The sequence below is a fragment of the Tessaracoccus sp. SD287 genome, from assembly GCF_017355265.1.
Lineage (GTDB): Bacteria > Actinomycetota > Actinomycetes > Propionibacteriales > Propionibacteriaceae > Aestuariimicrobium.
This window is the reverse complement of record NZ_JADIJQ010000018.1, coordinates 12,465-38,625: the sequence shown is the minus strand read 5'-3', so window position 1 is coordinate 38,625 and position 26,161 is coordinate 12,465. Positions and strand designations below refer to the sequence as shown.

At 68.6% G+C, this 26,161-nt stretch carries 23 protein-coding genes; 15 read left to right on the top strand and 8 right to left on the bottom strand.

Features of this window, described 5'->3' with window-relative positions; translation table 11 throughout:
* Nucleotides 1-102 precede the first annotated feature (102 nt).
* Nucleotides 103-1,236: a ring-opening amidohydrolase gene (locus tag IPV09_RS08875; protein ID WP_207474879.1), complete on the top strand. Its 1,134-nt coding sequence runs from the start codon at nucleotides 103-105 to the stop codon at nucleotides 1,234-1,236.
* Nucleotides 1,237-1,722: 486 nt separating this feature from the next.
* On the top strand, nucleotides 1,723-2,856 hold the full coding sequence (locus tag IPV09_RS08870; protein ID WP_207474878.1) for a Fic family protein: 1,134 nt from the start codon (nucleotides 1,723-1,725) through the stop codon (nucleotides 2,854-2,856).
* A 336-nt stretch (nucleotides 2,857-3,192) separates the two neighbouring features.
* Here the strand turns inward: IPV09_RS08870 and IPV09_RS08865 are convergent, their stop codons facing one another.
* Nucleotides 3,193-3,717 (bottom strand): hypothetical protein, encoded by a 525-nt coding sequence (locus tag IPV09_RS08865; protein ID WP_207474877.1) that lies wholly within the window; start codon nucleotides 3,715-3,717, stop codon nucleotides 3,193-3,195.
* A 255-nt stretch (nucleotides 3,718-3,972) separates the two neighbouring features.
* Between IPV09_RS08865 and IPV09_RS08860 the strand changes: the two genes are divergently transcribed.
* From IPV09_RS08860 to IPV09_RS08830, 7 genes are all read left to right on the top strand, one after another.
* Complete coding sequence (locus IPV09_RS08860; protein ID WP_207474876.1) at nucleotides 3,973-6,084, top strand: hydantoinase/oxoprolinase family protein; 2,112 nt, start codon at nucleotides 3,973-3,975, stop codon at nucleotides 6,082-6,084.
* Nucleotides 6,081-8,111: a hydantoinase B/oxoprolinase family protein gene (locus tag IPV09_RS08855; protein ID WP_370590263.1), complete on the top strand. Its 2,031-nt coding sequence runs from the start codon at nucleotides 6,081-6,083 to the stop codon at nucleotides 8,109-8,111. The genes IPV09_RS08860 and IPV09_RS08855 overlap by 4 nt, the downstream gene beginning before the upstream one ends.
* Before the next feature lie 35 nt (nucleotides 8,112-8,146).
* The gene (locus IPV09_RS08850; protein ID WP_207474875.1) at nucleotides 8,147-9,025 is read left to right on the top strand and encodes an NAD(P)H-binding protein; all 879 of its coding nucleotides are present in this window, start codon (nucleotides 8,147-8,149) and stop codon (nucleotides 9,023-9,025) included.
* Between the two features lie 28 nt (nucleotides 9,026-9,053).
* Complete coding sequence (locus IPV09_RS08845) at nucleotides 9,054-9,989, top strand: carbamate kinase (RefSeq protein ID WP_207474874.1); 936 nt, start codon at nucleotides 9,054-9,056, stop codon at nucleotides 9,987-9,989.
* Between the two features lie 49 nt (nucleotides 9,990-10,038).
* Nucleotides 10,039-10,947 carry a diacylglycerol kinase family protein gene (locus IPV09_RS14650; protein WP_207474873.1) on the top strand — a complete coding sequence of 303 codons (909 nt, stop codon included), beginning with the start codon at nucleotides 10,039-10,041 and terminating at the stop codon, nucleotides 10,945-10,947.
* A gap of 247 nt (nucleotides 10,948-11,194) precedes the next feature.
* Nucleotides 11,195-13,324, top strand: coding sequence for an MMPL family transporter (locus IPV09_RS08835; RefSeq protein WP_207474872.1), 2,130 nt, complete (start codon nucleotides 11,195-11,197; stop codon nucleotides 13,322-13,324).
* A gap of 63 nt (nucleotides 13,325-13,387) precedes the next feature.
* On the top strand, nucleotides 13,388-13,615 hold the full coding sequence (locus IPV09_RS08830) for an RNA-binding S4 domain-containing protein (RefSeq protein ID WP_207474871.1): 228 nt from the start codon (nucleotides 13,388-13,390) through the stop codon (nucleotides 13,613-13,615).
* Nucleotides 13,616-13,620: 5 nt separating this feature from the next.
* Here the strand turns inward: IPV09_RS08830 and IPV09_RS08825 are convergent, their stop codons facing one another.
* The 3 genes from IPV09_RS08825 to IPV09_RS08815 are packed head-to-tail and all read right to left on the bottom strand — an operon-like array spanning nucleotide 13,621 to nucleotide 16,723.
* On the bottom strand, nucleotides 13,621-14,541 hold the full coding sequence (locus IPV09_RS08825; RefSeq protein ID WP_207474870.1) for a carbohydrate kinase: 921 nt from the start codon (nucleotides 14,539-14,541) through the stop codon (nucleotides 13,621-13,623).
* 10 nt (nucleotides 14,542-14,551) lie between these two features.
* Nucleotides 14,552-15,883, bottom strand: coding sequence for an MATE family efflux transporter (locus IPV09_RS08820; protein WP_207474869.1), 1,332 nt, complete (start codon nucleotides 15,881-15,883; stop codon nucleotides 14,552-14,554).
* Between the two features lie 9 nt (nucleotides 15,884-15,892).
* A complete protein-coding gene (locus IPV09_RS08815) occupies nucleotides 15,893-16,723 on the bottom strand; it encodes a FadR/GntR family transcriptional regulator (RefSeq protein ID WP_207474868.1) in 831 nt (276 codons plus the stop codon).
* Nucleotides 16,724-16,829: 106 nt separating this feature from the next.
* On the opposite strand from IPV09_RS08815, the gene IPV09_RS08810 reads away from it, so the two are divergent.
* The 6 genes from IPV09_RS08810 (at nucleotide 16,830) to IPV09_RS08785 (ending at nucleotide 22,750) form a co-directional block, all read left to right on the top strand.
* Nucleotides 16,830-18,116, top strand: coding sequence for a sugar ABC transporter substrate-binding protein (locus IPV09_RS08810; protein WP_207474867.1), 1,287 nt, complete (start codon nucleotides 16,830-16,832; stop codon nucleotides 18,114-18,116).
* A gap of 138 nt (nucleotides 18,117-18,254) precedes the next feature.
* Entirely contained in the window at nucleotides 18,255-19,190 is a 936-nt protein-coding gene (locus IPV09_RS08805; RefSeq protein ID WP_207474866.1) for a carbohydrate ABC transporter permease, read from the top strand.
* Between the two features lies 1 nt (nucleotide 19,191).
* Nucleotides 19,192-20,004 (top strand): carbohydrate ABC transporter permease, encoded by an 813-nt coding sequence (locus IPV09_RS08800; protein ID WP_207474865.1) that lies wholly within the window; start codon nucleotides 19,192-19,194, stop codon nucleotides 20,002-20,004.
* 3 nt (nucleotides 20,005-20,007) lie between these two features.
* Nucleotides 20,008-21,159, top strand: a complete 1,152-nt coding sequence (gene dgoD, locus IPV09_RS08795; protein ID WP_242681415.1) for a galactonate dehydratase — start codon at nucleotides 20,008-20,010, stop codon at nucleotides 21,157-21,159.
* A gap of 2 nt (nucleotides 21,160-21,161) precedes the next feature.
* Nucleotides 21,162-21,818, top strand: coding sequence for a bifunctional 4-hydroxy-2-oxoglutarate aldolase/2-dehydro-3-deoxy-phosphogluconate aldolase (locus tag IPV09_RS08790; RefSeq protein ID WP_207474864.1), 657 nt, complete (start codon nucleotides 21,162-21,164; stop codon nucleotides 21,816-21,818).
* Nucleotides 21,815-22,750, top strand: a complete 936-nt coding sequence (locus IPV09_RS08785; protein ID WP_207474863.1) for a sugar kinase — start codon at nucleotides 21,815-21,817, stop codon at nucleotides 22,748-22,750. Before IPV09_RS08790 ends, IPV09_RS08785 begins: the two co-directional genes overlap by 4 nt.
* Nucleotides 22,751-22,830: 80 nt before the next feature.
* Here IPV09_RS08785 and IPV09_RS08780 read toward each other — a convergent pair whose 3' ends face one another.
* The 4 genes from IPV09_RS08780 to IPV09_RS08765 form a co-directional block, all read right to left on the bottom strand.
* Nucleotides 22,831-23,796 (bottom strand): VCBS repeat-containing protein, encoded by a 966-nt coding sequence (locus IPV09_RS08780; protein ID WP_207474862.1) that lies wholly within the window; start codon nucleotides 23,794-23,796, stop codon nucleotides 22,831-22,833.
* A gap of 152 nt (nucleotides 23,797-23,948) precedes the next feature.
* On the bottom strand, nucleotides 23,949-24,407 hold the full coding sequence (locus tag IPV09_RS08775) for a heat shock protein transcriptional repressor HspR (protein ID WP_207474861.1): 459 nt from the start codon (nucleotides 24,405-24,407) through the stop codon (nucleotides 23,949-23,951).
* The gene (gene dnaJ, locus IPV09_RS08770; protein ID WP_207474860.1) at nucleotides 24,367-25,524 is read right to left on the bottom strand and encodes a molecular chaperone DnaJ; all 1,158 of its coding nucleotides are present in this window, start codon (nucleotides 25,522-25,524) and stop codon (nucleotides 24,367-24,369) included. Before dnaJ ends, IPV09_RS08775 begins: the two co-directional genes overlap by 41 nt.
* Before the next feature lie 34 nt (nucleotides 25,525-25,558).
* A complete protein-coding gene (locus IPV09_RS08765; RefSeq protein WP_370590261.1) occupies nucleotides 25,559-26,149 on the bottom strand; it encodes a nucleotide exchange factor GrpE in 591 nt (196 codons plus the stop codon).
* Between the last annotated feature and the right edge of the window lie 12 nt (nucleotides 26,150-26,161).

Sequence of the window (26,161 nt, the reverse complement as noted above, 5' to 3'; positions counted from 1 at the left end):
GGCGCGGTGACCACCGCCGCGTCCCCCTCGCGGGCGCGGCCCCCCTGAAACCTGACTCCGACCCCACAACCCCGAAGTACACCCACGAAAGGACACCCATCCATGCCTGACGCGATTGAAGTACGCAAGGTCCCGCTGCACTCCGTCTCGGACGCCTCCGAGCTCGGCAAGCTGATCGACGAGGGGGTCTTCGAGGCCGACCGCGTCATCGCCGTCATCGGCAAGACCGAGGGCAATGGCGGTGTGAACGACTACACCCGCATCATCGCCGACCGCGCCTTCCGCGAGATCCTGGTCGAGAAGGGTGCCGACCCCGACAAGGTCAAGCAGGTCCCGATCGTCTGGTCGGGCGGCACCGACGGCGTGATCAGCCCCCACGCCACCATCTTCGCCTCGGTCGACCCGGCCAAGGTCGAGCAGACCGACGAGCCGCGCCTGACCGTCGGCTTCGCCATGAGCGAGCCCATCGCCCCTGAGGAGATCGGCTACGTCGGCATGGTCGACAAGGTGGCTGATGCGGTGACCGTCGCCATGGAGCGGGCCGGCATCACCGACCCGGCTGACGTGCACTACGTCCAGACCAAGACCCCGCTGCTGACCATCCACACCATCCGCGACGCCAAGGCCCGCGGCAAGAAGGTCTGGACCGAGCACACCCACGAGTCGATGGACCTGTCCAACGGCTGCACCGCCCTGGGCATCGCCAAGGCCCTGGGTGAGGTCACCGACATCACCGACGCCGACGTGATGCACTCCCGCGAGAAGTTCTCGTCGGTGGCGTCCTGCTCGTCAGGTGTCGAACTCGACCAGGCCCAGGTCGTCGTGGTCGGCAACGCCCGCGGGGTCGGCGGCCGCTACCGGATCGGCCACTCGGTGATGAACAACGCCCTGGACGCCGACGGCATCTGGAACGCCATCAAGGACGCCGGACTCGACCTGCCCGAGCGTCCCCACACCAGCGACCTCAAGGGACGCCTGGTCAACGTGTTCCTCAAGTGCGAGGCCAGCCAGGACGGCATGGTCAACGGGCGCCGCAACGCCATGCTCGACGACTCCGACGTGCACTGGCACCGCCAGATCAAGTCGGCCGTCGGCGGCGTGACCGCTGCCGTGACGGGCGACCCGGCCGTCTTCGTGTCCGTCTCCGCGGCCCACCAGGGCCCCGAGGGTGGTGGCCCCGTGGCCGCCATCATCGACCTCGGTGAGGAGCCGACCGGCTACCAGTACCAGGGCTGAGCCCTGCACCGGCCCCGGGTGAGCTTCGGGTTCTCCCGGGTCGGTGGATCTACCCGGCCTGGATTGATCTACCCGGCCTGGATTGATCTACCCGGGTTGGGTTGATCTACCCGGGTTGCAGCCCGGGTAGATCCGCCGCAGCCGGGTAATCACAGATCGGACGACGCCGTCGGCCCCACTTGGGGTCGGCGGCGTTGTCGCGTCCACCGGCGGTCTGGATGTACCCAGGCTGGCGCCAGCTACCCGGGCTGGCCTGATCCACCCGGGCTGGCTCCATCTACCCGTCGGCCGTCTGGTCTCTGTGGTGCAGCACGACGACGCCGTACTTCCGATGACGGGTTCGTCATTACGACTTCTCACGCTTAACATAAGTCAACAACATTTCACTTATGTTAGAGTCAACCAACACAAGGGGGCGTCGTGGCTGCCGAATCGCCATGGGCAGTGGGCACTGAGACCTGGCCCTGGGAGGTCACGGCCCTCGGTATGTCCCGTCGCCAGCGCGCTGCCATCAGGCCTCACTACCAAGCCTCAATCCCGGCACAGATCGCCGGCCTCGACGCGGCACTCGACCCCGCCGCACTGGCCGCGTCCGACGATGCCCGGGCAGAGATCTCTCGATTCGATGCCGAGTTGTCAGCCCTGCTTCCCGGCTCGGAACTCGCCCCGCTGTCTGCCGTGCTGCTGCGCACTGAATCTGCGTCCTCGTCGCAGATCGAGCAGATCACGGCAGGCGCCAAGGCACTGGCGATGGCGAGTCTTGGGCTGGCGAAGTTCGGCAGCAACGCCGAACTGGTCTCGGCCAACGTCGACGCGATGACAAGGGCTGTCGCCTTGGGCGATGCCGTGACACCGGCAAACATCCTGGCCGTCCACGAGACGCTGATGCACGGGCAGACGCATGCCAATCCGGGAAGCTTCCGCACTGAACAGGTGTGGATCGCAGGATCGAGCGTCTCGCCACACGGAGCAGCCTTCGTCCCCCCGCACCATTCCCGCGTCGTGACAGCGGTCAACGACCTCTGCCAGTTCGCCGAACGCACCGACATCCCGCTACTTGCCCAGACCGCCATCGCACACGCACAGTTCGAGACGATCCATCCGTTCAATGACGGCAACGGACGCACCGGGCGTGCGCTCGTCCATGCCATGCTCCAGGGCGGCGGCGCCACCACCCGGACGACGGTCCCGATCTCCGCTGGTCTGCTGGCGGACACGGGCACGTACTTCGAGGCCCTGACGGCCTACCGCGCCGGAGACCTCACCCCCATCGTGGAGTCCTTCACGACGGCGACCTTCGCCGCCATCGCCAACGGACGACGACTCGCCAGCGAGCTGGTCGCGGCACACGAGCGTTGGTCCCAAGCGCTCACCACCCGTCGCACCGCCGCAGTCTGGCAGGTGCTGCCGCTGCTCATCAGCCAACCTGCCGTCACCTCCACCCTGATCCAGCGATCGACGGGTCTCTCACAACCCGCAGCCGACAACGTCATCCGCCAACTGCGGGAGGCTGGCATCCTCACCAAGGTCACCGGAGGACGGCGCTACGTCGTCTGGGTGGCCGAGGACGTGACCAGCGCGCTCGACCAGTTCGCTGAACGCGCCCTGCGTCGCAGGTAACCCAGTTCGGTCACCGGTGATCCGGCCGGCAGGGGTGTCGCTTTCGGGCGGCCATCCACGCCGGTGAGCGTGTACCGGTCGTAGTCGTCATCATCGACCTCGGTGAGGTGACACCGTCACCAGAACTGGCTCTGCCTATCCGGGTGGAGTCGATCTACCCGGGCTGGCTCGATTCACCCGGGTCGGGTGGATTTACCCGCATTGGAACCCGGGTAAATCCGCCGCAGCCGGGTAAATGCCGGGAGGCCGGGTGATACCGCAGATCGGATGTGAGCACGAGCAGTGGCGCGCTGCACCTGCACATGCACCTACGAGACAAGTCGGCTCATGAACGACTCAGTCTGGTAGCCCTCTCTGCGCCGGCCGATCAGGACGCACCGCGAACTTCCACCTCTTGACCTCGTCTTGGGCGATCGGGCGACCAGGGGTCACGGACGCCAAGGCCCGCTGCAGCACCCGCGCCGTCTGGTGCACCCGTGACGTCAACAGCGCACTCACTGCGCGACACTTGATCGAACGCCCAGTCGTCCGCAGCAACAGGCAAGGAACGTTCTGGCGCATCTGCAGACGGCCCGCAACATTCACGCCCACCACCTCACCCAGGCTGACGGATCGACTCAGCAGCCCCACGTAGGTCACGCGGTCGGCTTGCGGATCAACGACTAATCGGGCCCCCACCAACCACCACAGACCAAAGGCGACGCCCGCCACGGGCCCGAGGGCCTTCAGCGGCATGAGGGTGCCACCGGGGACCCAGAACCACCACGCGGCAGCGAACAGCACGATGGGCAACGCGTCAAAACACCAGCCAGTCAACGACCCGCGGACCACTATCCGTCCCCGGCGGACGCGAATTCGCATGTCCCTCATTCCTTGATCTTCGGCCTCTTCAGCACAGGCTTGATCATCACGATAGGGCCCTGCCCAGGGCCACCCCCGTACCGACGCGACCCACCTCAGCACGGTCCCCACCCTTTGGCGGTTCATGCCCACCCTTTGGCAGCATTCGCACCAAACTGCCCAGCGGCGCACCCCTGCTTTGGCAGATGTTGACGGCGAATCACCCCTGCCAAGCCAGTTGAATCTTCTGAAAGCACAGCTGATGGAAGGACGCACATGACGCAGGAAGCGCGACGCATTCGCATCGGCATCGACACCGGAGGCACCTTCACCGACGTGGTGGCCTTCGACGAGGATGCCGGCACCCTGACCACCACCAAGACTCCCTCGACCCCCTCGAACCCGGCCGACGGGTTCATCAACGGGGTGCAGAAGGTGCTCGACATCCTCGGAGCGACCGGCAGCGACATCACCGCCGTCTCCCACGGCACCACCGTGGCCACCAACCAGCTGCTCGAGGGCAAGCTCGACGTCCTCGGCTTCATCACCACCACCGGCTACGAGTTCGTCCTCGAGATCGCCCGCCAGGCCGTTCCCGACGGGTACGGCAACTCCTACTTCTGGGTCAAGCCCGAGCGCATCGTGCCGGCCGACCTGGTCAAGACCGTCGAGGGCCGGATGGACTTCGAGGGCAACGAGGTGCGCCCCTTCGACGAGGACGGCGCCCGCGCCACCGCCCGCTGGTTCCGTGACAAGGGCATCAACACCCTGGGCGTGAACTTCCTGCACGCCTACGCCAACCCGGCCCACGAGCTGCGGATGCGCGAGATCCTCACCGAGGAGCACCCCGACGCGGTCGTCTCCATCAGCAGCGAGGTGCTGCGCGAGTACCGCGAGTACGAGCGCTCGATGACCACCCTGGTCGACGCCGCCGTCAAGCCCAAGGTCTCGCGCTACGTCACCAACATCCACGACCGGCTGGACGACTTCACCGGCGCCACCGGTGGCGGCCACATCCCCTTCTACATCATGAAGTCCAACGGCGGCGTGCTGTCGGCCAACGAGGTCGTCAACCAGCCCATCACCACCGTGCTGTCCGGCCCGGCCGCGGGCGCCCTGGGCGCCGGCCTGATCGCCCGACGCGCCGGCTTCGACAAGGTGCTCACCTGCGACGGCGGCGGCACCTCCACCGACGTGACCGTCGTCATCGACGGCGAACCGGCGCTGACCACCGAGGGTTCGGTGGGTGCCTACCCGTCCAAGATCCCGATGATCGACGTGGTCACCGTGGGTGCCGGCGGCGGTTCCATCGCCTGGACCACCCCCGAGGGTCAGCTCAAGGTCGGTCCCCACTCGGCCGGCGCCGACCCGGGCCCGCTGTGCTACGGCAAGGGCGGCACCGAGCCGACCATCACCGACGCCCACGTCTTCCTGGGCCGCATCCCACCGCACCTGCTGGGCGGCGAGATCCCGCTGTACACCGACGCCGCCGAACGCGGCATCACCGAGCTGGCCGAACGTCTGGGCCTGAGCCCCGAGAAGGCCGCCACCGGCATCCTCGAGATCTCGGCCTGGAACCAGGCCAACGCCCTGCGCCAGATCTCGGTCAAGCGTGGCCTGGACGTCCGCGACTTCATGCTGGCCACCTTCGGCGGCTCCGGCTCACTGCTGGCCTGCAGCCTGGTCGACATCCTCGACCTGGCCGGGGTGGTCGTCCCGCAGAACCCCGGCAACGTCTCGGCCTTCGGCCTGCTCACCGTCGACGTCAAGAACGACTACGTGCAGACCCAGGTCGCCAAGGACCTCACCCTCGACCTCGACGCCGTCGAGAAGACGCTGGCTGATCTGCACGAACGCGCCACCGAGGCGCTCACCAACGAAGGCTTCGCCGAAGCGGACCACGTCTTCACCCGCAGCGTCGACCTGCGCTACTTCGGGCAGGCCTTTGAGGTGCGGGTCAACGCCCCGGCCGGCGAGGTCACCCGCGAGTGGGCCGACCAGGTCACCGACGCCTTCCACGACGCCCACCGCGCGCTGTACAACTACGACTTCCGCGGCGACGACAGTCAGCAGGTCGAATGGGTCAACCTGCGGGTCTCGGGCATCGGCCCGATCAAGCGCCCCGAGGTCGTCACCATCGAGTCCGGCGCCGGTGCCGCCGACGTCGAGACCCGCGCCCGCAAGAGCAGCCGCGAGGTCTGCTTCGACGCCGACCAGGGTCGGGTCACCGCCGGTGTCTACTGGCGCGAGGACCTGCTCGCCGGTGACACCCTCACCGGCCCGGCCATCATCGAGGAGTTCGGCTCCACGATCCCCGTCCACCCCGGCTTCACCGTCCGCGTCGACGAGCACGCCAACCTCATCATCACCAAGGAGGCCGCACAGTGACCACCGACACCGCGAGCACCACCCGCCCCACCGACTCCGGCTCCATGCTGGGCCTGGCGCCGCTCACCGGCGAGGCCCTGGAGGCCTACATCGCCGCCGAACCCATCAACCCGGCCGGCCTGCCCACCAGCTACGAGCACGGCAACCGCCTGCAGCCTGAGGGCACCCCCGTCGACCCGATCGTCGTCGAGATCGTCCAGGGCACCCTGGCCAGCGTCGAGATGGAGGTCGAGACCGCCATCGCCCGCACCTCGCGCTCTCCCATGATCCGCGACGCCCACGACTTCCGGGCCGGTATCCACGACCGCCAGCTGCGCAAGCTGACCGGACGCTCCTACTCCGCCCTGGTCCACCCGATCGTGCGTGACTTCCCGCTGGAGACCATGCGCGAGGGCGACGTCTTCTTCCACAACGACGTCTACGAGTCCGAGGGCGGTATCGGCCACCTGCCCGACCTGTGCGTCACCGTGCCCGTCTTCCACGAGGGCAAGGTCGTCTGCTTCGTCCAGGCATTTGGCCACCACGACGACATTGGCGGTGCCCGTCCCGGGTCGATGCCCTCGGGAGCGACCAGCGTCCACGAGGAGGGCCTGTCGGTGCCGCCCATCAAGCTGTGGGACGCGGGGGTGCCGAACAAGTCGGCGCTGCGCATCATGACCCGCAACTCGCGGATGCCCGACTCGTTGGCAGCCGACCTGGACGCCGAGTGCTCGGCCTGCCTGATGGGTGCCAGCCGGCTCAGCGACCTGTTCGCCCGCTACGGCCGCGAGACCGTCGAGACGGCCTTCGACACCATCCTGGACAACACCACCGAGATCTACCGCCGCGAGATCCTCTCCAAGATCCCCGACGGCCAGTACGTCTGGGAGGACTACGCCGAACACGACGGCGTGGCCGAGCCCACCCTGCACACCCAGCGGATCACGCTCACCAAGACCGCCACCGGTGGCCCCGGCGACGGCCCGCGCCTGATCATCGACTTCACCGGCACCGCCGCCCAGGCCGCCGGCCCCATCAACCACTGCGGTGACTACGTCGGCGGCAACTTCCTCAAGAAGTGGCTGGCACCGATCCTGCGCAACCTGGCCGACACCCCCGAGCGGATGGGCGAGCTCGACGTCAACGAGGGCATCGTGCCGCTCATCGAGATGCGCTTCCCCGAGAAGGGCACCCTGCTCACCCCGATCTACCCAGGCCCGACCAACGCCCGCACCTTCGTCATCCTGCGCCTGCTCGGCGTGCTGGCCGGCGTCGTGGCCAAGGCCGTGGACGGGCAGATGCCCGCCGACCAGGAGACCATCCGCTACACCGGTGTCTACGGCAAGGACCGCGACGGCAACGACTACCTGATGCGTGAGGTCCTCGGCGGCGGTTCGGGTGGTCGCTACTACTCCGATGGCGAGGACACCATCCACGTGGTGCCCGACTCCCGCAACCTGCCCACCGAGTTCACCGAGAGCCGCTTCCCGTTCCTGGTCGAGCGGCTGGGTCTGGCCGTCGACTCCGGCGGCGCCGGTCGCTACCGCGGCGGTCTGGGCTACGAGAAGCACATCCGCATGCTCAAGGACGCCCACTTCATGTCCATCGCCGACCGCTCGATCCTGGCCTGCTGGGGCGTCAAGGGCGGCAAGGCGGGACGTCCCTTCGAGGTGACCATCGACCCGGGCGGCCCCAACGAGCGCGAACTGGAGGCGCTGGTCGACACCGAACCGGTCAAGGCCGGCGAGGTCATCCGCATCCGCACCACCGGTGGCGGCGGCTGGGGCGACCCGCTGGATCGTCCGATCGACGAGGTGCGTCGTGACCTGCTCTGGGGCAAGGTCTCCTTCGAGGGTGCCCGCGCCGACTACGGCGTGGTTGCCTCCGGCGACAAGGACGACCCGCAGGTCGACGAGGCTGCCACCGAGCAGCTGCGACGCGAACTGCGCGACGCCCGCACCGGCGAGGAGCCCTTCTTCGACCGTGGCCCCGGCTTCGCTGCTCTTGACCCCGAGGGCCGTCAGGCGCCGGTCGTCGACTGGCTGTGAACCACCGGGACCACCCGTCAGGGCCAGGAGGACATGTGACCACCACCGCACCGTCCGGCGCACCAGTACTCGTGCTGGGCGTGACCGGCAAGACCGGCGCCGCGGTGGCGCATGCCCTGCTGGCCCGGGGGGTCCCGGTGCGGGGCACCACCCGGCGCCCCGCCGGGGGACGCCACCGGGGACGGGCACCGGCCGGGGTCGAACTCGTCCAGGTCGACCCGGCCACCGGTGCCGGGCTGGACGAGGCATGCGCCGGGGTCCGCGCCATCCACCACAGCGCCCCGAACCTCAGCGTCGACGAGGTGCCAATGCTGGCCCGCACCATCGCCGCGGCCCGTCGGGCGGGGGTGGACCGGGTCGTCCTCCACTCGGTGATGCACCCCTACGTCCCGTCCATGCCGCACCACCTGCGCAAGGCCCAGGCCGAGCACCTGCTGCGCACCAGTGGTCTGGCCTGGACGATCCTGCAGCCGGCCGCCTACTTCCAGAACCTGCTGGGGCCGGTGCTCGACGGGCACCTCACCGTCCCCTACTCGCTGGATCGCACGTTCAGCAACGTCGACCTGCGCGACGTGGCCGAGGCCAGCGCCACGGTGCTGCTGGACCGCGACCACGTGCACGCCACCTACGAACTGGCCGGCCCCGAGGAACTCGACGCCCACACCATGGCCGGCCAGGCCGGCGAGGTGCTCGGCTTCCCGGTCACCGCCACCCGCACCGCTGCGGCCATCACCGACGACCTGGCCGCCACCTCGGAACTGCTGGCGATGTTCGCCTACTACGACGCCCACGGTTTCGTGGGCTCTGCGCACGTGCTGGCCATGCTGCTGGGACGCCGTCCCACCTCGTGGCAGCAGTACCTGGCCGCCACGGCCACCCCCGAACGCCCCATCCGCGGGCGTCGACCCACCTGATTCGCGACAGGTCCTGAAAGGAACTGACATGAGAGTTCTGCTGGCACTGGGCGGCAACGCCATGACCGCACCCGACGGCGCCGCCCGTCCCGACGACCAGCGCCGCGCCATCGAGGCCGCCATGGAATCGGTTGCCGGTTTGATCGAGGCCAAGCACGAGGTGGTCATCACCCACGGCAACGGTCCCCAGGTGGGCAACCTGCTGGTCAAGAACGAACTGGCCGCCAAGGTGGTGCCGCCGGTGCCGCTGGACTGGTGCGGCGCGCAGACCCAGGGCACCATCGGCTTCACCATCATCAACGCCCTGGAGGCGTCGCTGGCCCGCCGCGGCATCAGCCGCCACGTCGCCGCGCTGGTCTCACGCACCCTGGTCGACCGCCTCGACCCCGCCTTCACCACCCCCACCAAGCCCGTCGGACGCTACCTGCCCCAGGCCGAGGCCCAGGCCATGATCGGCTTCGGCCAGCAGTGGGAGGACCGCGGCGAGAAGGGCTGGCGTCGCGTGGTGGCCTCCCCCAGCCCGCAGGAGGTGCTGGATGCCCCGGCGATGCTGTCGCTGCTGGCCAACAACTTCGTGGTGGTCGCCTCCGGTGGCGGCGGCATTCCGGTCATCCGCAAGGACGACGGGACGGTGCAGGGCGTCGAGGCAGTCATCGACAAGGACCTGACCGCCGCCCTGCTGGCCCAGCAGGTGCGCGCCGACGTCCTGGTGATCGCCACCGACGTGCCGAACGCCATCATCGGGTGGGGAACCCCCGAGGCGCGTGAGGTCGGCACCGTCCGGTTGGCCGAGATGGAGCAGATCGCCGCCGAGGGCCATTTCGCGAGCGGTTCGATGGGTCCCAAGGTCGAGGCCGCCCTGCGCTTCGTCCGCAACGGGGGGCCGAAGTCGGTGATCACGGCACTGGACAACATCACCCAGGCTGTCACCGCGAACGCCGGAACGGTGATCCTGCCCAACTGAGACCCGCAGCACCCTCCCGACCGGTGCCCCAGCCGTTAGAGTCCACAACGTGAAGACCGTGACGATCGTCTACAACCCGACCAAGATCACCGACCTGGACGAGCGCAGGTCGCTCGCCGCGGAGCTGTGCGCCGAGTACGGCTATGAGGAGCCCCGCTGGCTCGAGACCGAGGCGGACGACCCCGGCTTCGCGATGGGCCGTCAGGCGGTCGACGATGGGGCCGACCTGGTCTGCGCCATGGGCGGCGACGGCACCGTCCGGTTCGTGGCCGCGGCACTGCGGGGCACCGGCATCCCGATGGGCATCATCCCCGAGGGCACCGGCAACCTGCTCGCCCGCAACCTCAACCTGCCGCTGGGCGGGTTCGCGGCGGCGCTGCGGGTGGCACTCGGCGGCGAGGACCGACCGATCGACGTCGGACTGGTCCAGTTCGACGACCACGACGAAGAGGTGTTCCTGGTCGTCGCCGGCGTCGGTGTCGACGGGGACACCATGGCCAACACCAACGAGAACCTGAAGAAGCTGGTGGGCTGGTTCGCCTATGTCGCCTCGGGCACCAAGGCACTGCTGGCCGAGGGCTTCCGGGTCAGGGTCACCAATGACGAGCCCGGCCCCGACGGTCGCTCCCACCGGGCCCGTTCCTACATGGTGTGCAACTGCGGGATCCTCACCGGCGGGGTGGTGCTGGTTCCCGAGGCCGAACCGGACGACGGACACCTCGACACCCTGGTGCTGTCCCCCCGGGGACCGCTGGGGTGGGCCGCCGTGATGACTGACGTCGCCACCCGGCACCGCAGGGGGCACAAGCGGATGCGCCACTGGACCAGCCATGAGGCCGAAGCCATCTTCGACAAGACCCCCACGGGCCAGATCGACGGGGACGCGGTCGGTCAGGTGCGCCGGATGCGGAGCGCCATCGACGCCGGTGCCCTGGTCGTCCGGGTGACCCACGACTGATTCGCCGTTGCAGGGTCCTGTGCCCACAGCAACGTGCATCCAGTGGGCCTGATCTGGCCGTTCTGGACCGATAACACCCACTGGGTGCACGTTGCTGGGGCACCGTGGCCCGATCGGGCGGCCAGGACAGGGGTCACCAACAGTCAGTCCACCGCCCGGGTCGGGTCGCACCCCTGCGCGGGTCGCCCATAAACTTGCCGGGCATGCGCCGCCTCCCGCGGCACCTCGCCTCGGAAGGTCCACCACGGTGTCGCTCTGGGCTCGCCTCCTCACCCGCAACCCGCTCACGGTGCTCATCACCTGCCTGGTCGTCCTGGCGGCCTCCGCAGCATGGGGGCTGGGCCTGTTCGACCGACTCACCAACGGTGGTTTCGAGGACCCAACGTCGGACTCGGCGAAGATCCTGGCCGAGCGCCAGACCTACTTCGGCAACACCGGCGCCGACCTGGTCCTGCTGTACCACTCCCCCGACGCTGCCATCACCGACCCCGCGATCGTCGCGAAGGCCACCGCGAAACTCACCTCACTGGCCGACCATGGCGCCGCCCAGACGATCCCCTGGTTCGCCGACCCGACCGGGACACTGGTCTCCGACGACCAGCAGGCCGGCATGGTGCTGGTCTACCTGCAGGGTGCCGACGAGGACGAGCGGCTCGCCAGCTTCGCCAAGATCCGCACCCATGTCGCCATTGAGGGGCTGGAGTCACACGTCGCCGGCGTGTACCCGATGTACGACGACATCAATGACCTGGCCACGAGTTCGATCGTGCAGACCGAGATGGTCGCCCTGCCCATCGTCTTCGTCCTGTCGATCCTGATCTTCGGGTCCGTGGTCGCGGCCCTGATGCCGACCATGATCGGCGGGGCCGCCATCATCGGCTCGTTCGCCCTGCTGCGGACCATGGGCTACGTGCTGGACATCAATGTCTTTGCCGTCAACGTGGTCACCATCCTGGGCATGGGGCTGGCCATCGACTACGCCCTGTTCGTGGTCACCCGTTTCCGCGAGGAACTGGCCGCGATGCCCGACACCGGGCGCGAGAATTCCGCCAGGGCGGCGGTGGTCGCCATCCAGACGGCCGGACGCACCGTGCTCTTCTCGGGCCTGACGGTGGCGGTCTCACTCGCCTCCCTGCTCGTCTTCCCCCAGGAGTTCCTCAAGTCCATGGGCGTCGGCGGCATGGCCGCGGTGCTGGTGGCGATGGTCTCGACCTTGACCCTGCTGCCGGCGGTGCTGGTGCTGCTCGGCGGGCGGATCACCAGCGGCCGGATCCCGTTCCTGAACCGTCCCCGGCCGAAGGCCGGACAGGGCGGTTGGCACCGGTTGGCCACCGCGGTGATGAAGCGCCCCTTCGCCTTCCTGGTGCCGATCGTGATCGCGCTGGTGGTGATGACGGTGCCCTTCTTCGGCGTGAAGTGGGGTTCGATCGACGAGGCCATGCTGCCCCGCTCGTCGGCCGCCGTGATCGCCATCGAGAAGCAGCAGCAGTGGTTCGGCACCCGTGGCGCCTCGGCCGACGTGCTGGTGACCGGCGAGAAGGCCCAGGACCCGGCCGCCATCTCGGGCTACCTCGCCGACCTGGCGGCCGTGGCGGGGGTCAGGGACGTCGCGGTGGTCGACCAGACCGAACCCGGCACGGCCCCCGCGACACTGTTGCAGGTCAGCTGGGACGGCCTGCCCCAGTCGGAGAACTCCCAGAACCTGCTGCGAGAGTTGCGGGCCGTCGACGCGCCCGCCACCGCATTGGTCGGCGGCGCCACCGCCACCACCGTCGACCTGTTGGACTCTGTCGGTGAACGCCTGCCGTTGATGTTCGGGTTGATCGCGGCGGCCATGTTCGTGCTGTTGTTCCTGGCCTTCGGGTCAGTCGTGCTGCCGATCAAGGCGTTGCTGATGAACGTCCTGAGCCTGGGGGCGGCGTTCGGCATCACCACCTGGATCTTCGCCGATGGCCATTGGGAAGGTCTGCTGCGCTTCAGCTCACCGGGCTACCTCGACCCGACAGAACCGCTGCTGATGCTGGCGGTGCTGTTCGGCCTGTCCATGGACTACGAGGTCTTCCTGCTCAGCCGGGTCAAGGAGGAGTACGACAAGCACGGCGACAACACCCGCGCGGTCGCGGTCGGCATGGAGAACACCGGGCGTCTGATCACCGGCGCCGCACTGCTGTTGTGCGTGGTCGTGATGGGCTTCGCCGTCAGCCCGCTGTTCTTCATGAAGATGATCGGGGTCGGCATGCTGGTCGCGATCGTGTTGGACGCCACCGTCGTGCGGGGCCTGCTGGTGCCGGCCACGATGCGCCTGCTCGGGAAGTGGAACTGGTGGTCACCGCCGGGGCTTCGCTGGGTCGCCCGACGGTTCTCGCTGACCCACTGACTGCTCGAGCGCCCCACTGAGCGCTCGCGCCACCGACTGCCCACCGGCGGTACCATCGCCCCCATGAGTGAAGACCCGATCCGCCTCGGCCAGTTCCTGAAGTTCACCGGCCTGGCCGACACCGGTGGCCAGGCCCGCCAGTGGATCCAGGCCGGCTTCGTCTTCGTCGACGGGCAACTCGAGACCCGCCGGGGACGCCAGCTGGCCGACGGGATGCGGGTCGAGGTGCGGCTGCCCCACGAGTTGCCGCGGGTGGCCACCGTCGGGGCCGAGTTCGACCCCTTCGGCTGACCGGCTCAGCTGACCGGCACCCCCAGGTCGCGGCGGGTGGGGGCATAGGCGCCGCGGCGGGTCACGGTCAACGACGAGGCCTGGACTGCTCGGGCCAGCGCCGCCCGAATGCCGGCGTGGTCGCCGGCGGCCGCCAGATGCCCGCGGCCGGCGCCGAGCAACCCGGCGTCGAACAGCCCCGAGACCAGCCCGGCCATGAACGAGTCACCGGCTCCGACGGTGTCACCCACCTCGACGGTGCGCGGCGGCACCGGCACGATGTCGTCGCCGTGGACGAACACCGCCCCCTCGACGCCCCGGGTCATCACGACCAGACCGGCGCCCATCCCGGCCCAGCGCAGCAACACCTGGCCCAGCGGCTCGTCGGGGTAGAGCCACGCGATGTCCTCGTCGGAGGCCTTGACCACGTCGCTGAGGGCCACGATCTGCTCGACGCGGCCACGCACGGCTTCGGGTGATCCCATCAGGGCGGGCCGCATGTTCGGGTCGTAGCTGATCGTCGCCCCGGCCTCGGCGGCCCGTCTCAGCACGTCGAGGACCTTGTCGGCGCCGGGTGCCAGGACCGCGGCGATGCTGCCGGTGTGCACGTGGGTGACTCCCTGCACGTCGACCGGCGGCAGGTCCCATTCCAGGTCGAATTCGTAGGACGCCTGCCCGGCCAGGTCCAGCACCGCCCTGGCGGTGGCGGTGCGCGGGGCACCCTCCGAGCCGGGGGCCAACGCCACCACGTGGTCGGCCAGCCACTCACGAATCAGGTCACCGTGGTCGTCCGGCGCGATCCAGCAGGCCAGGGTGGTCGGGTGCCCGAGCTGGGCCAGGCCGCCGGCGACATTGAGCGGGCTGCCGCCCACGTGTTCGCTCACCCGCCCGTCCACGCCATGCACCACGTCGATCAGGGCCTCACCCACACACAGCACTGTGTTCATACCTGCGACTCTAGCCAGCAGCACCTGTACTGTCGGCACCCAGGCGCATCCAGGCGGCGCCGTGCACCCGCCAGGCCAGGGTCAACCCGCGTCCCAGCATGAACACCCCGTAGACGACCCACAACGCCCACAGGCTCGGCCCGTTGACGTCCAGCAGCCACACGAACGGCAGGTGCAGGGCGGTGGCGAGCAGTCCGGCCAGGGCCAGGTAGCGGGCGTCCCCGGCGCCGATCAACACCCCGTCCAGCACGAACACGACACCGGCCAGGGGCTGCAGCAGGCCGATCACCAGCAACGCGCCGGACAACTGCGCCGCGACGGCGGCGTCCGGGGTGAAGATCGGCATCAGCAGCGGACGGACGGCGATGATCACGGCCCCCAGGACGGCGCCGCCGCCGACTCCCCACAGCAGGGCGGTGCGCATGACGTGGCGCGCCGTGGCCACGTCGCCGGCGCCCAGGTGTCGTCCGATGATGGCCTGGCAGGCAATGGCCAGGGCATCCAGGGCGAAGGCGAGGAACGACCACCACGAGTTCGCGACCTGGTGGGCCGCCAACCCGATCACGCCCAGGTGGGTGGCCACGATGGTGGTGGCGGTGATGGAGGTCTGCAGGCTGGCGGTGCGCAGCACCAGCCACACCCCGCTGCGGGCAGCCTTCAGGATGCCGCCCGGACGGAACACCAGCGGCGCCTGCTCGCGCCGGGCACCGCGCAGGACGACGACCGCCAGCAGCACGGCCGCGGCGCTCTGGCTGAGCACGGTGCCAATGGCAGCACCCAGGATGCCCAGGCCGAGGCCGTAGACGAACAGCAGGTTGAGCCCAATGTTGCACAGGTTGACCCCGACGGCGACGTAGAGCGGGGTGCGGGTGTCCTGAAGCCCGCGGAGCACGCCGGTCGAGGACAGCATCACCAGCAGCGCCGGGAACCCCAGGGAGGTGACCCGCAGGTAGGTGAGTGCCTCGCCGGCCACCTGGGGCGACGGGTGGTAGAGCCCGATGATGGCCGGGCAGAGAAGCTGCATCAGCAGGGCCAGCACCAGACCCAGCCCGGCGCCGAGCACCATCCCGTCGAAGCCCTCGGTGAGCGCATCACGGCGACGACCGGCGCCGAGCAGCCGGGCCACCGACGAGGTGGTGCCGTAGGCCAGGAAGATGCACAGCCCCACCACCACGCCAATCACGTTCCCGGCCAGGCCGAGACCAGCCAGGCTGGTGGTGGCGAGGTGGCCGATGATGGCCGAGTCGGCCAGCAACAGCAGCGGCTCGCTGACCAGGGTGGCGAACGCGGGGACGGCCAGGGCGAGGATCTCGCGACTCACCGACCGCTGGGCAACGCTCACCGGGTCACCCTAGCCGCGTGCCAACCAGCCCTCGGCTTGCACCCCGCTGGTGGGCGTTGGCGCGGGCAGCTCGGAGAGTTCGATCATCTCGTCGGCCGAGCGGGCCACGATCTTGCGCGCAGCCGCGTGGGCGGCCGCAGGGTCGCCGTCGATCACGGCGCGGCCCAGCGACGAGTGCCAGGCCAGCGCCCAGGGGTCGATCTCGTCGGGCATCAGGCCCTGCCGGTAGCGGCTCTCGAGCATGCCCTCGACGAAGCGGTGCAGCTGGGCGAACATCGAGTTGTGCCCAGAAACCATGATCAGGGTGTGGAACTGCTTGTCAGCGCGGTGGAAACCGGGAATGTCGCCGGCCTCGCCGGCAGCCAGCAGCACCTGCAGGCAGTCGACCAGCCGTTCCCGTTCGGCCGCGGTGGCACGTCTGGCGGCCAGTTCTGCGGCGGCCGGTTCGATGGAGGACCGCAGCTCGGACAGTTCCATGATCTGGCTGGCCCGGCTGGTCGAGTTGAGGCGCCAGCGAATGACGTCGCTGCTGAACAGTTCCCACTGGTCGGGCGCCTGGACGACGGTGCCGGCGCGACGACGCGAGACGACCAGCCCCAGGGAGCTCAGCACACCGCAGGCCTCCCGCACCACTGGCCGGGAGACCTTGAAGCGGGTGGCGAGTTCGTCCATGTTGAGCACGTCGCCCTCGTGCAGCCCGCCGCCGCAGATGGCCTGGCCCAGGGACTCCAGGATGTCGTGGCGACGGCTGCTGGTGGGTTCGGGTTCGGGGATGAACCGGCGGGGCGCATGGTCGGGCGATGCATTGGGCTCGGCATCGTAAATGTTGCGAATCTGCATCTTTCACCCCCTCAGGACTTGAATAAGTCTGACTTATTCACCAGTCTAGGGCTAGGCAACGATGCCGAACCCCTGCGCGGCGCAGGGAAACGCGGAGGAAATATCTGTGAAGCGTAGAACCGTTCTGACGATCCCGGCCGGCGCTGCCGCCGTGGCCGGTCTGGCTGCCTGTGGCAGCGACGACTCGGGGGCCACCTCGACCGAACTGCAGGTGACGCTGTCGAACCACCCCTGGACCGAGGCCATCAAGAAGCTGATCCCCGAGTTCGAGTCGGAGAGCGGCCTCAAGGTCAAGCTCACCCAGCTCGGCGAGGACCAGCTGTCCGACCAGTACAACGTCAAGCTCAACTCCGGCACCGACGACCTGGACGTGCTGATGTACCGCCCGCTGCAGGAGGGCAAGCTGTTCGCCAAGAACGGCTGGCTGCTCGACCTGACCAGCAAGGTCACCGCGAACGCCGACTACGACTGGAAGGACTACCAGCCCGGTCCGGTCGAGGCCAGCACCTACGAGGGCAAGGTCGTCGGCGTCCCGTTGACCACCGAGCGGGAGTGCCTCTACTACCGCAAGGACATCCTCACCAAGATCGGCGCCTCGGCACCGCCGGACACCATGGAGGAACTGTTCGAGATGGCCACCAAGGCCAAGGCCCAGACCGGTCAGGCCGGATTCGTGGCCCGCACCGGACGCAGCGCGGCGGTCACCCAGTTCTCGAGCTACCTGTACAGCTACGGCGGCGACTTCCACAGCGAGGACGGCAAGACCGCCACCGTGAACACCCCCGAGGCCAAGCAGGCCTACGAGATGTACGCCAAGCTCATCCGTGAGACCGGTCCGCAGAACGTCTCGACCGACATGAGCTGGCCCGAGGCAATGGCGATCTTCACCCAGGGCAACGCCGCCTTCTACACCGAGGCCGACGTGCTCTACACCAACGCCACCGACAAGACCAAGTCCAAGGTCGCCGAGAACGTCGGCTTCGCGCCCTTCCCGAAGGGGCCCGCCGGGCGTCGCCCGTTCAACATCCCGTCGTGGGGCCTGGCCATCAACAACAAGTCCAAGAACCAGGACAACGCCTGGAAGTTCATCGAGTGGGCCACCTCGAAGGCCAAGACGCTGGAGAACCAGAAGGCCGGTCTGATGTCGGCCCGCAACTCGGCCTGGGACGACGCCGCCGGCACCTCCGGCTTCCCCCAGGACCTGGCCAAGGCGATCAGCGAGAACGCCAAGGAAGGTGTCGGTCACGACCGTCCCCTGGTCATCCAGGTCGCCAAGGCCCGCGAGATGGTCGGCCAGCCTATCGTCGACGGCATCACCGGCAAGGACATCGCCGCCTCCATCGAGAAGGCGCAGACCGACCTGCAGGCCTTCCTCGACGACGAGAACAAGTAACCCCGAGCGGTTCCCGGGGGGACGCGCGCTGCGCGTCCCCCCGGGCCGTTCGCCCCTCGCGGCTCACCTCTGCCCGCGCCACCCCCCTGGCGGAGCGCCCTGGCGCTGACCGCCCCCACCATCTGCCGAGGGACTCCCATGTCGAATGACCTGGCCACCCGCGATCGCGCGTACACGATGCGCACGACGCCGAAATGGGCACAGTGGGCCAACGACCATCGCAAGTGGGTCTTCGCTGCCCCCGCGATGCTGTTCGTCGCCCTGATGATCATCTTCCCGCTGGTCTGGACCGGCTACCTCAGCTTCACCGATGCCCAGGGCTCGGTGCAGGCTGAACGCGACCTGATCGGTCTTGAGAACTACACCGACATGCTCACCGACACCGACCGCTTCTGGCCGGCCGTGGGACGCACCGTGCTGTTCACCACCGTCGTGCTGGTCGTCGAGGTCATCCTCGGCATGATCATCGCGCTGCTGCTGCGCCGCCCGTTCCGCGGCGAGCGCTGGGTGCGGGTGGCCGTGCTGCTGCCGCTGGTGGCCACTCCCGTCGCCGTTGGCATGATGTGGCGCCTGATCTTCGACCCGAACATCGGCGTGGTCAACACCATGCTCGGCTGGGTCGGCATCCCACCCCAGCCGTGGCTGGCCGGCGAGTCGACGGCGCTGTGGACCACGATGTTCATCGACATCTGGCAGTGGACGCCCATGGTGGCGCTGATCCTGCTGGCCGGCCTCTCGTCGCTGTCGGACGAACCGGACGAAGCCGCCCAGATCGATGGCGCCAACGCCTGGAAGCGGTTCTGGTTCATCACCCTGCCGCTGATGAAGTCGACCGTGCTGGTGGCGATCCTGCTGCGCGGCATCGACGCCCTGAAGACCTTCGACATCCTCTACGCCACCAAGGGCCGCGGCGGTGGCTCCTTCAACGAGGTCGAGACCCTCAACGTGTACGCCTACGGCCTGAGCTTCGACTACAACGAGTACGGGCTGGCCTCGGCGGTGCTGATCTTCTTCTTCCTGCTGATCGTGATCCTGATGTTCGCACTGACCCGCGGCAACAAGAAGGGCAAGTGACATGACCTCCACCGGCTACAAGGTTTTCCGCGTCATCGCGCTGGCCCTGATCATCGTGTTCCTGCTGGCCCCGCTGGTCTGGATGGTGATCGCGTCGTTCAAGACCACCGTGCAGATCTTCGACACCGAGAACATCTTCAGCTTCAGCCCCACCATCGAGAACTACGTCCGCGTCTTCGAGCAGGCCAACTACGGCGAGTTCATCTGGAACAGCTTCATCATCGCGCTGGTCTCCACGGTGCTGTCGATCGTGATCGGTGTGCCCGCGGCCTACTCGATGAGCCGCTTTGCCATGAACAAGTCCTCGGTCGTGGTGCTGATGGCCCGCATCATTCCCGGCGTCTCGCTGCTGGTGCCCTGGTACTACGTGTTCAGCCTGATGGGACTGGTGGGCGGCTACACGGTGCTGATCCTGTCGCACATGTTCGTCTCGCTGCCGTTGATCGTCTACATCATGATGGGCTTCTTCGACGGGCTCCCGCTCGAGGTCGAGGAGTCCGGTGAGGTCGACGGGCTGACCCCGATCGGCGCCTTCTGGCACCTGACCCTGCCGCTGTCGAGCCCCGGCATCGCGACCGCCGGCATCCTGGCGTTCATCTTCAGCTGGAACAACTTCATGTTCGCCCTGGTGCTCTCCGACACCGACACCAAGACCTTGCCGGTGGCCATCTTCGACTTCATTGGCTACGCCAGCATTGACTGGGGCGGCCTGATGGCGGCCACCACGGTGGTCACCCTGCCGATCATGATCGGCTCGTTGTTCGTCCAGAAGTACATCGTCAGCGGTCTCACCGCGGGCGCCACGAAGGGCTGAGCGTTGACCGACACGATCGCACGCATTGAGACCTTCCTGGTCGCCCCGCGCTGGCTCTTCGTCCGCGTCGAGACCACCGACGGGGTGGTCGGCTGGGGCGAGGCCACCTGCGAGGGCCGCTCCGAGACGGTCCGCACCGCGGTGCACCAGCTGGCCGAGACCGCCATCGGCCAGGATCCCGGACGCATTGAGCACCTGTGGCAGTTGATGACCAATGCCTCGTTCTACCGCGGCGGGCCCATCCTGGCCAGCGCCGTGTCCGGCATCGACCAGGCGCTGTGGGACATCCTCGGCAAACGCCTGGGCGCCCCGGTGCACCAGTTGCTGGGCGGGGCGGTGCGCGACCGCATCCGCGTCTACGGCTGGATCGGCGGTGACCAGCCCGACGGAGTGGCCGATGCTGCCCGCGCGGCCCGCGACTCGGGGCTGACTGCGGTCAAGATGAACGCGACCCCGGCACTCGGCAAGCTCGCCACCCGCGCCGAACTGGACGCTGCCGTGGCCCGCGCCGAGGCGGCCCGCGAGGTGATGGGCGCCGACGGAGACGTCGCCATCGACTTCCACGGACGGGTGTCCTTCCCGGCGGCCAGGCAGCTGATCAAGCGCCTCGAGGACGTCTCGCCGATGTTCATCGAAGAACCCGTCGTGCCCGAGAACTCCCACCTGTACGCCGACCTGGTGGCGCACACGCACCTGCCCATCGCCACCGGTGAGCGGCTCTACAGCCGTCAGGAGTTCCTGCCGGTGCTGGCGGCCGGGGTGACCATCGTGCAACCCGACCTCTCCCACGCCGGTGGCATCACCGAGACCCGCAAGATCGCCTCACTGGCCGACGCCCACGGCGCCCTGCTGGCACCGCACTGCCCGCTCGGCCCGATCGCCCTGGCGGCCTGCCTGCAGGTCGGCTTCGCCACCAGCAACCACGTCATCCAGGAGCAGAGCCTGGGCATCCACTACAACCGGGACGCCGACCTGCTCGACCTGGTCGTCGACCAGTCGGTGCTGACCAGCACCGACGGCCACATTGAACGCTGGAACGCCCCCGGGCTGGGCATCGACCTGGACGAGGCGGCGATCCGCAAGGCCGACGAGACGCCGCACCAGTGGCGGGGGCCGATCTGGTTGCACCCCGACGGTTCCTTCGCAGAATGGTGATCATGGAAACCCCTCAGCCACTCCCCCCACCCGACCCCGACACCTTCCGCCAGGTGCTGGGCGACGCCGGCCTGGTGGCCATCATCCGCTGCGCCGACGCCGGGTTCGCCCTGCCCATCGGCCGCACCCTGATCGCCCATGGCGTGCGACTGCTCGAGGTCACCCTGACCACCCCGGACGCCACCGACGCGATCGCGACCCTGTCGGCGGAGGCACCCGACGGCGTGTGGGTGGGAGCAGGCACCGTCATCACCGCCGCCGACGTCGTCCGGGCGAGTGAGGCGGGCGCCACCTTCGTCGTGACCCCGGGCCTCTGCCCGGCCATCGCCGCCGCGACAAGTGTGCACCTGCCGAGCCTGGGTGGCGCCTGGACCGCGTCCGAGGTCATCGCCGCCGACGCTGCCGGGGCGAGCGCCGTCAAGATCTTCCCCGCCAGTTCCGGGGGGCCGAGCCACTTCAAGGCCCTGCGTGACCCGCTGCCCCACATCCCCCTGGTGGCAGTGGGCGGGGTCGGACTGGCCGAGATCCCGCAGTACCGCCAGGTGGGTGCCATCGGCTTCGGCATCGGCGGGCCACTGATGGGTGACGCTGCCCGCGGCGGCTCATTGGACGACCTGGCCACCCGGGCGAGGGAGTTCGTGCAAGCATGCCGAGCATGAGCACTGCTGGCACACAGGTCTGGACCATGGGCGAGTCAATGATGAGCCTGCGGGCCTCATCGCCCCTCAACGGCACCACCACCTGGACCACGCACGTCGCCGGCGCCGAATCCAACGTGGCCATCGGGTTGTCCCGGCTCGGACATTCGGTGGCCTGGGCCAGCCGGGTCGGGGACGACTCCTACGGACGTCTGGTGCTGCGCCAGGTGCGCGGTGAGGGCGTGGACGTGTCCGGGGTGAGCGTGGACCCGGACCATCCCACCGGCTTCATGCTGCTGGTGCCCCGGGCGTACGGGGCGGCGGTCGACTACCACCGGGCCGGGTCGGCCGCGTCACTGCTGGAGGAATCGGTGGTGGCCCTGCTCGAGGCCACCGCGCCGCAGGTGGTGGTGCTCTCGGGCATCACCCCGGCTCTGGGTGAGGGACCGGCGCGAGCCACCCTGGCCTGCGCCCGCCGCGCTCGGGAACTGGGGGCGACCGTCGTCTTCGACGTCAACCACCGCTCGCTGCTGTGGTCGGCCGACGCCGCCGGCCAGTTGATCAGCGGCATGCTCGACAGCGTCGACGTGCTGATCGGCTCCCCCGACGAACTCAAACTGCTGGGTGCAGCCATGCCCGACCTGTTCAGCCACGGCGTGGGCGAGGTCGTGGTGAAGCTGGGCGGCGCCGGTGCCCGGCTGCATCTGCCCGACGGCGTCCTCAACGGTCCGACCGAGGCGCTGGTCGTGGTCGACCCCGTCGGTGCCGGCGACGCGTTCACCGCAGGCTACGTGTCCGGGATGCTGGACGACCTGGAGCCGGCGGCACGACTGCGTCGGGCCAACCTGATGGGGGCCGCAGCGGTGACCCACTCCGGCGACTGGGAGGGCCTGCCGTTCCGTGAGGAGTTGCTGGCCCGTGAGGCGTCGGCGGGGGTCGACGTCCGCCGCTGAGTGCCGACAAGAGACCAACAGTGGCTGGTTCCACCCCGTAGTCAGGGGGAAACCAGCCACTGTCCGGGTGGTGAAGCGACTCAGGCGATGATGTCGTACTGGTAGAAGTCGTAACCGATCATCTTGGCCTGGCCCCAGGTGCCGCCGCCATTGTTCTTGTAGACGTACAGCGGTGCCTTGTCCTCCTTGGCCGCACCGGCACCGCCGGTGGGGTTGCCGTAGGCGTCGGGCTTGGTCAGCTTCTTCACACCGACCAGGTCGTAGCGGCCGTCACCGTCCATGTCGCCGGGGAAGAACACGTGCGAGAAGTTCGTCCAGCCGCGGCCGCACTGGCCCATGTTGGTGATGTGACCGCCGCCGCGGGCCTGGAAGCACCACAGGCCGCCCTTCTTGTCGATGGCCATCAGGTCGTGCTTGGAGTCGCCCATCATCTGTCCCGGGGACATGATGAACGAGAACTGGCTCCAGCCTCGTCCGATCTGGCCTGCGTAGGTCAGTGCGCCGTTGCCGGCCATGCGGTAGGCGAACAGGTTGCCGGTGTTGGTCTGACGGGCAATCACGAACTGGGTGGAATCACCGTTCAGCGCACCGGCGAAGGTGATCTGGTCCATGCCGGCCCAGTTGCGGCCCACCTGGGGGCCCTTGGTGAAGCGGCCGTTGCCCTTGCTCCAGTACAGGTGGAACTGCCCGTTCATCCGGACCAGGAAGTCGGCCTTGCGGTCGCCGTTGAAGTCGACCGTGGGCACCATCGCGGTGGCCCACATCAACATCTTGTTGTCATCGGTGATCTTGTGCAGGTCCATGAACCAGTACTGGCCGTTGACATAGTTGGACGTGAAGTAGTCGGTGGCGCCGCGGCGCGGGTTGGTCTTGCTCCACCGGGTGGGTGAGACGACGGCGACGACATCAGCCTTGCCATCACCGTCCAGGTCACCCAGGGCACCGGAATAGGCGGCGCTGGCGACCGGCGCGCTGGTGAGGACGGGGACGACGGACGCGGCCGCAGCGACGGCAGCGATGGTCAGGGTGCGCAGGAACTTCTTCATGGTGTCCTTCGGAGGGGATCGGGAACACCGAGCACCCTACGCCATGGCGGCACATACCAGAAGCCGGACGCTCTGACTAGCCCAAATACCGATACTCAGCCATTTCACCTGATATCTTTCGGCGCTCCTCAGCAAAGACGGTCTGCCAGCCCTCAGCGACGGCCGGGCAGCGCCAACTGGCCGCGGCGCACCCGTCCGAGGTGCACCGCGCCGGAGGCCTCGGCGGTGAACACCCGGGCATGGCTCACCCGCGCCAGGGCGTCGTCACGTTGCTCGGCCACCCGCGCCAACTGCTCGCGCAGGCGCTCGTTCTCGGCATCCATCTCCAGAATCCGCTGGATGCCGTTGAGGTTGATGCCCTCGTTCTGGCTCAGGTGCTGGATGAGCCGCAGCTTGGCCACGTCGCGGGGTGAGTACCGTCGGCCCCGACCCTTGGCGCGGCGCGGCTCGACCAGCCCGAGGCGGTCATAGGTGCGCAGCGTCTGCGGGTGCATGCCGGCCAGGTTCGCCGCCACCGAGATGGTGAAGATGGCCGCGTCGTGGTCGATGATCTGCACCTGGGAACTCATGTCAACCGCCGAACAGGTCAGCTCGCGGGTTGGTCTCGCCAACCGCCCGGGAATAGTCGTCCAGCGCCTTCTTCGCGGCCTCGCTCAGGTGTTCGGGAACCTCCACCTGGACAGTGACCAGCAGGTCGCCGCGGGTGCCGTTCGCCTTGACCGCTCCCTTGCCGCGCACCCTCAGGGTGCGTCCGTTGGGGGTGCCGGCGGCGAGCTTCAACTTCACCGACGGCCCGTTCAGGGTGGGCACCTCGATGGTGGCACCCAGGGAGGCCTCCGCGAAGGTGACGGGCACGTCAATGGTCAGGTTGTCGTCCTTGCGGCCGAACAGTCGGTGCGGGCGGACATGGACCAGCACGTACAGGTCTCCGGCGGCGCCACCGTTCTCGCCGGGACCGCCCTTGCCCTTGACGCGGATGCGCTGGCCGTCGGTGACACCGGCCGGCACCCGCACCTGCATGGTCTTCGAGGAGCGGCCCCGTCCGGAGCCGTGGCAGACCTCGCACGGGTTCTCGACGATCATGCCGCGGCCCTTGCAGTCCCTGCAGGGCTCGGTGACGGAGAAGACTCCCCCGGCCTGGGATGCCTGCATCCCCGAACCCTGGCAGGTGGTGCACACCCTGGGCATGGTGCCCGCCTTCGCGCCGGTGCCCCGGCAGGCGGCACAGGCCTGGTCGGAGACCATCTGCACGCCGACGGTCACGCCCTCGATGGCCTCGGTGAAGTCGATGGTCACCTCACCCTCGACGTCGCTGCCGCGACGCGGGTTGCGCACGTTGCGACGCGGCGCCGGCCCGGTGTTGAACAGGTTGCCGAAGATGTCACCGAAGTTGGCGTCACCCGACGAGGCGGCGTGCCGGAACAGGTCGTTGACGCTGGTGGGTCCCGCCCCACCGGCCCCGCCGCCGGTGGGGAAGCGGAAGCCGCCGCCACCGAACAGGCTGCGCTGCTGGTCGTACTCCTTGCGCTTGGCCGCGTCGCTCAGGACGGAGTTGGCCTCCGAGATCTCCTTGAAGCGCTTCTCGGCCGCCTTGTCACCCTGGTTCTGGTCGGGGTGGTTGGCGCGGGCGAGCTTGCGGAAGGCCTTCTTGATCTCGTCGGGCTTCGCGTCCTTGGAGACGCCCAGCACCTTGTAGTAGTCCTTCTCAAGCCAATCCTTGGTGCTCATGGTCGCCTCCTCTGGTGGACGTGCTGGTCGTGGTTCAGGCGGGGTCGGCCACGGCGACCCGGGCCGGACGGACAACGCGGTCGTGCAGACGGTAGCCGGTCTGGATGACCTGCGACACGGTGGTCACCTCGACCTCGGCCTCACCCTCCAGGGGCGCGTGCATCAGGGCCTCGTGGAAGTTCGGGTCGAACGGCTCGCCCACCTGACCGAAGGACACGAGTCCATGCTTGGTGGTGATGCGGGTCAGTTCGTCGGCAACCATCTGGAAGCCCTCGGTGACGTCGTCGTGCTGACGGGCCAGGTCGATGCTGTCCAGCACCGGCAGCAGGTCATTGACGACGACCTCGACACCGGCCTGCCGGGCCTGCGCCCGATCACGGTCGACCCGCTTCTTGTAGTTGACGTACTCCGCGCCCAGACGCTGCAGGTCGGTGGTGCGCTCGGCGAGCCTCTCCTCCAACTCCGAGATGCGCTGCTGGGGGTCCTGCTGGTTCTCGGCCGCCGGCGGCTCGACGTCGACGATGGGGCCGCCCATGGGCTCCTCGGTGGACACCTCGGCCTCGGCAGTCAGGTCCTCGGTGGGAACGTCGGCGGGACGGTCCTCGGGGAAAGTGTTGGTGCTCATGGTGCTCCTTCG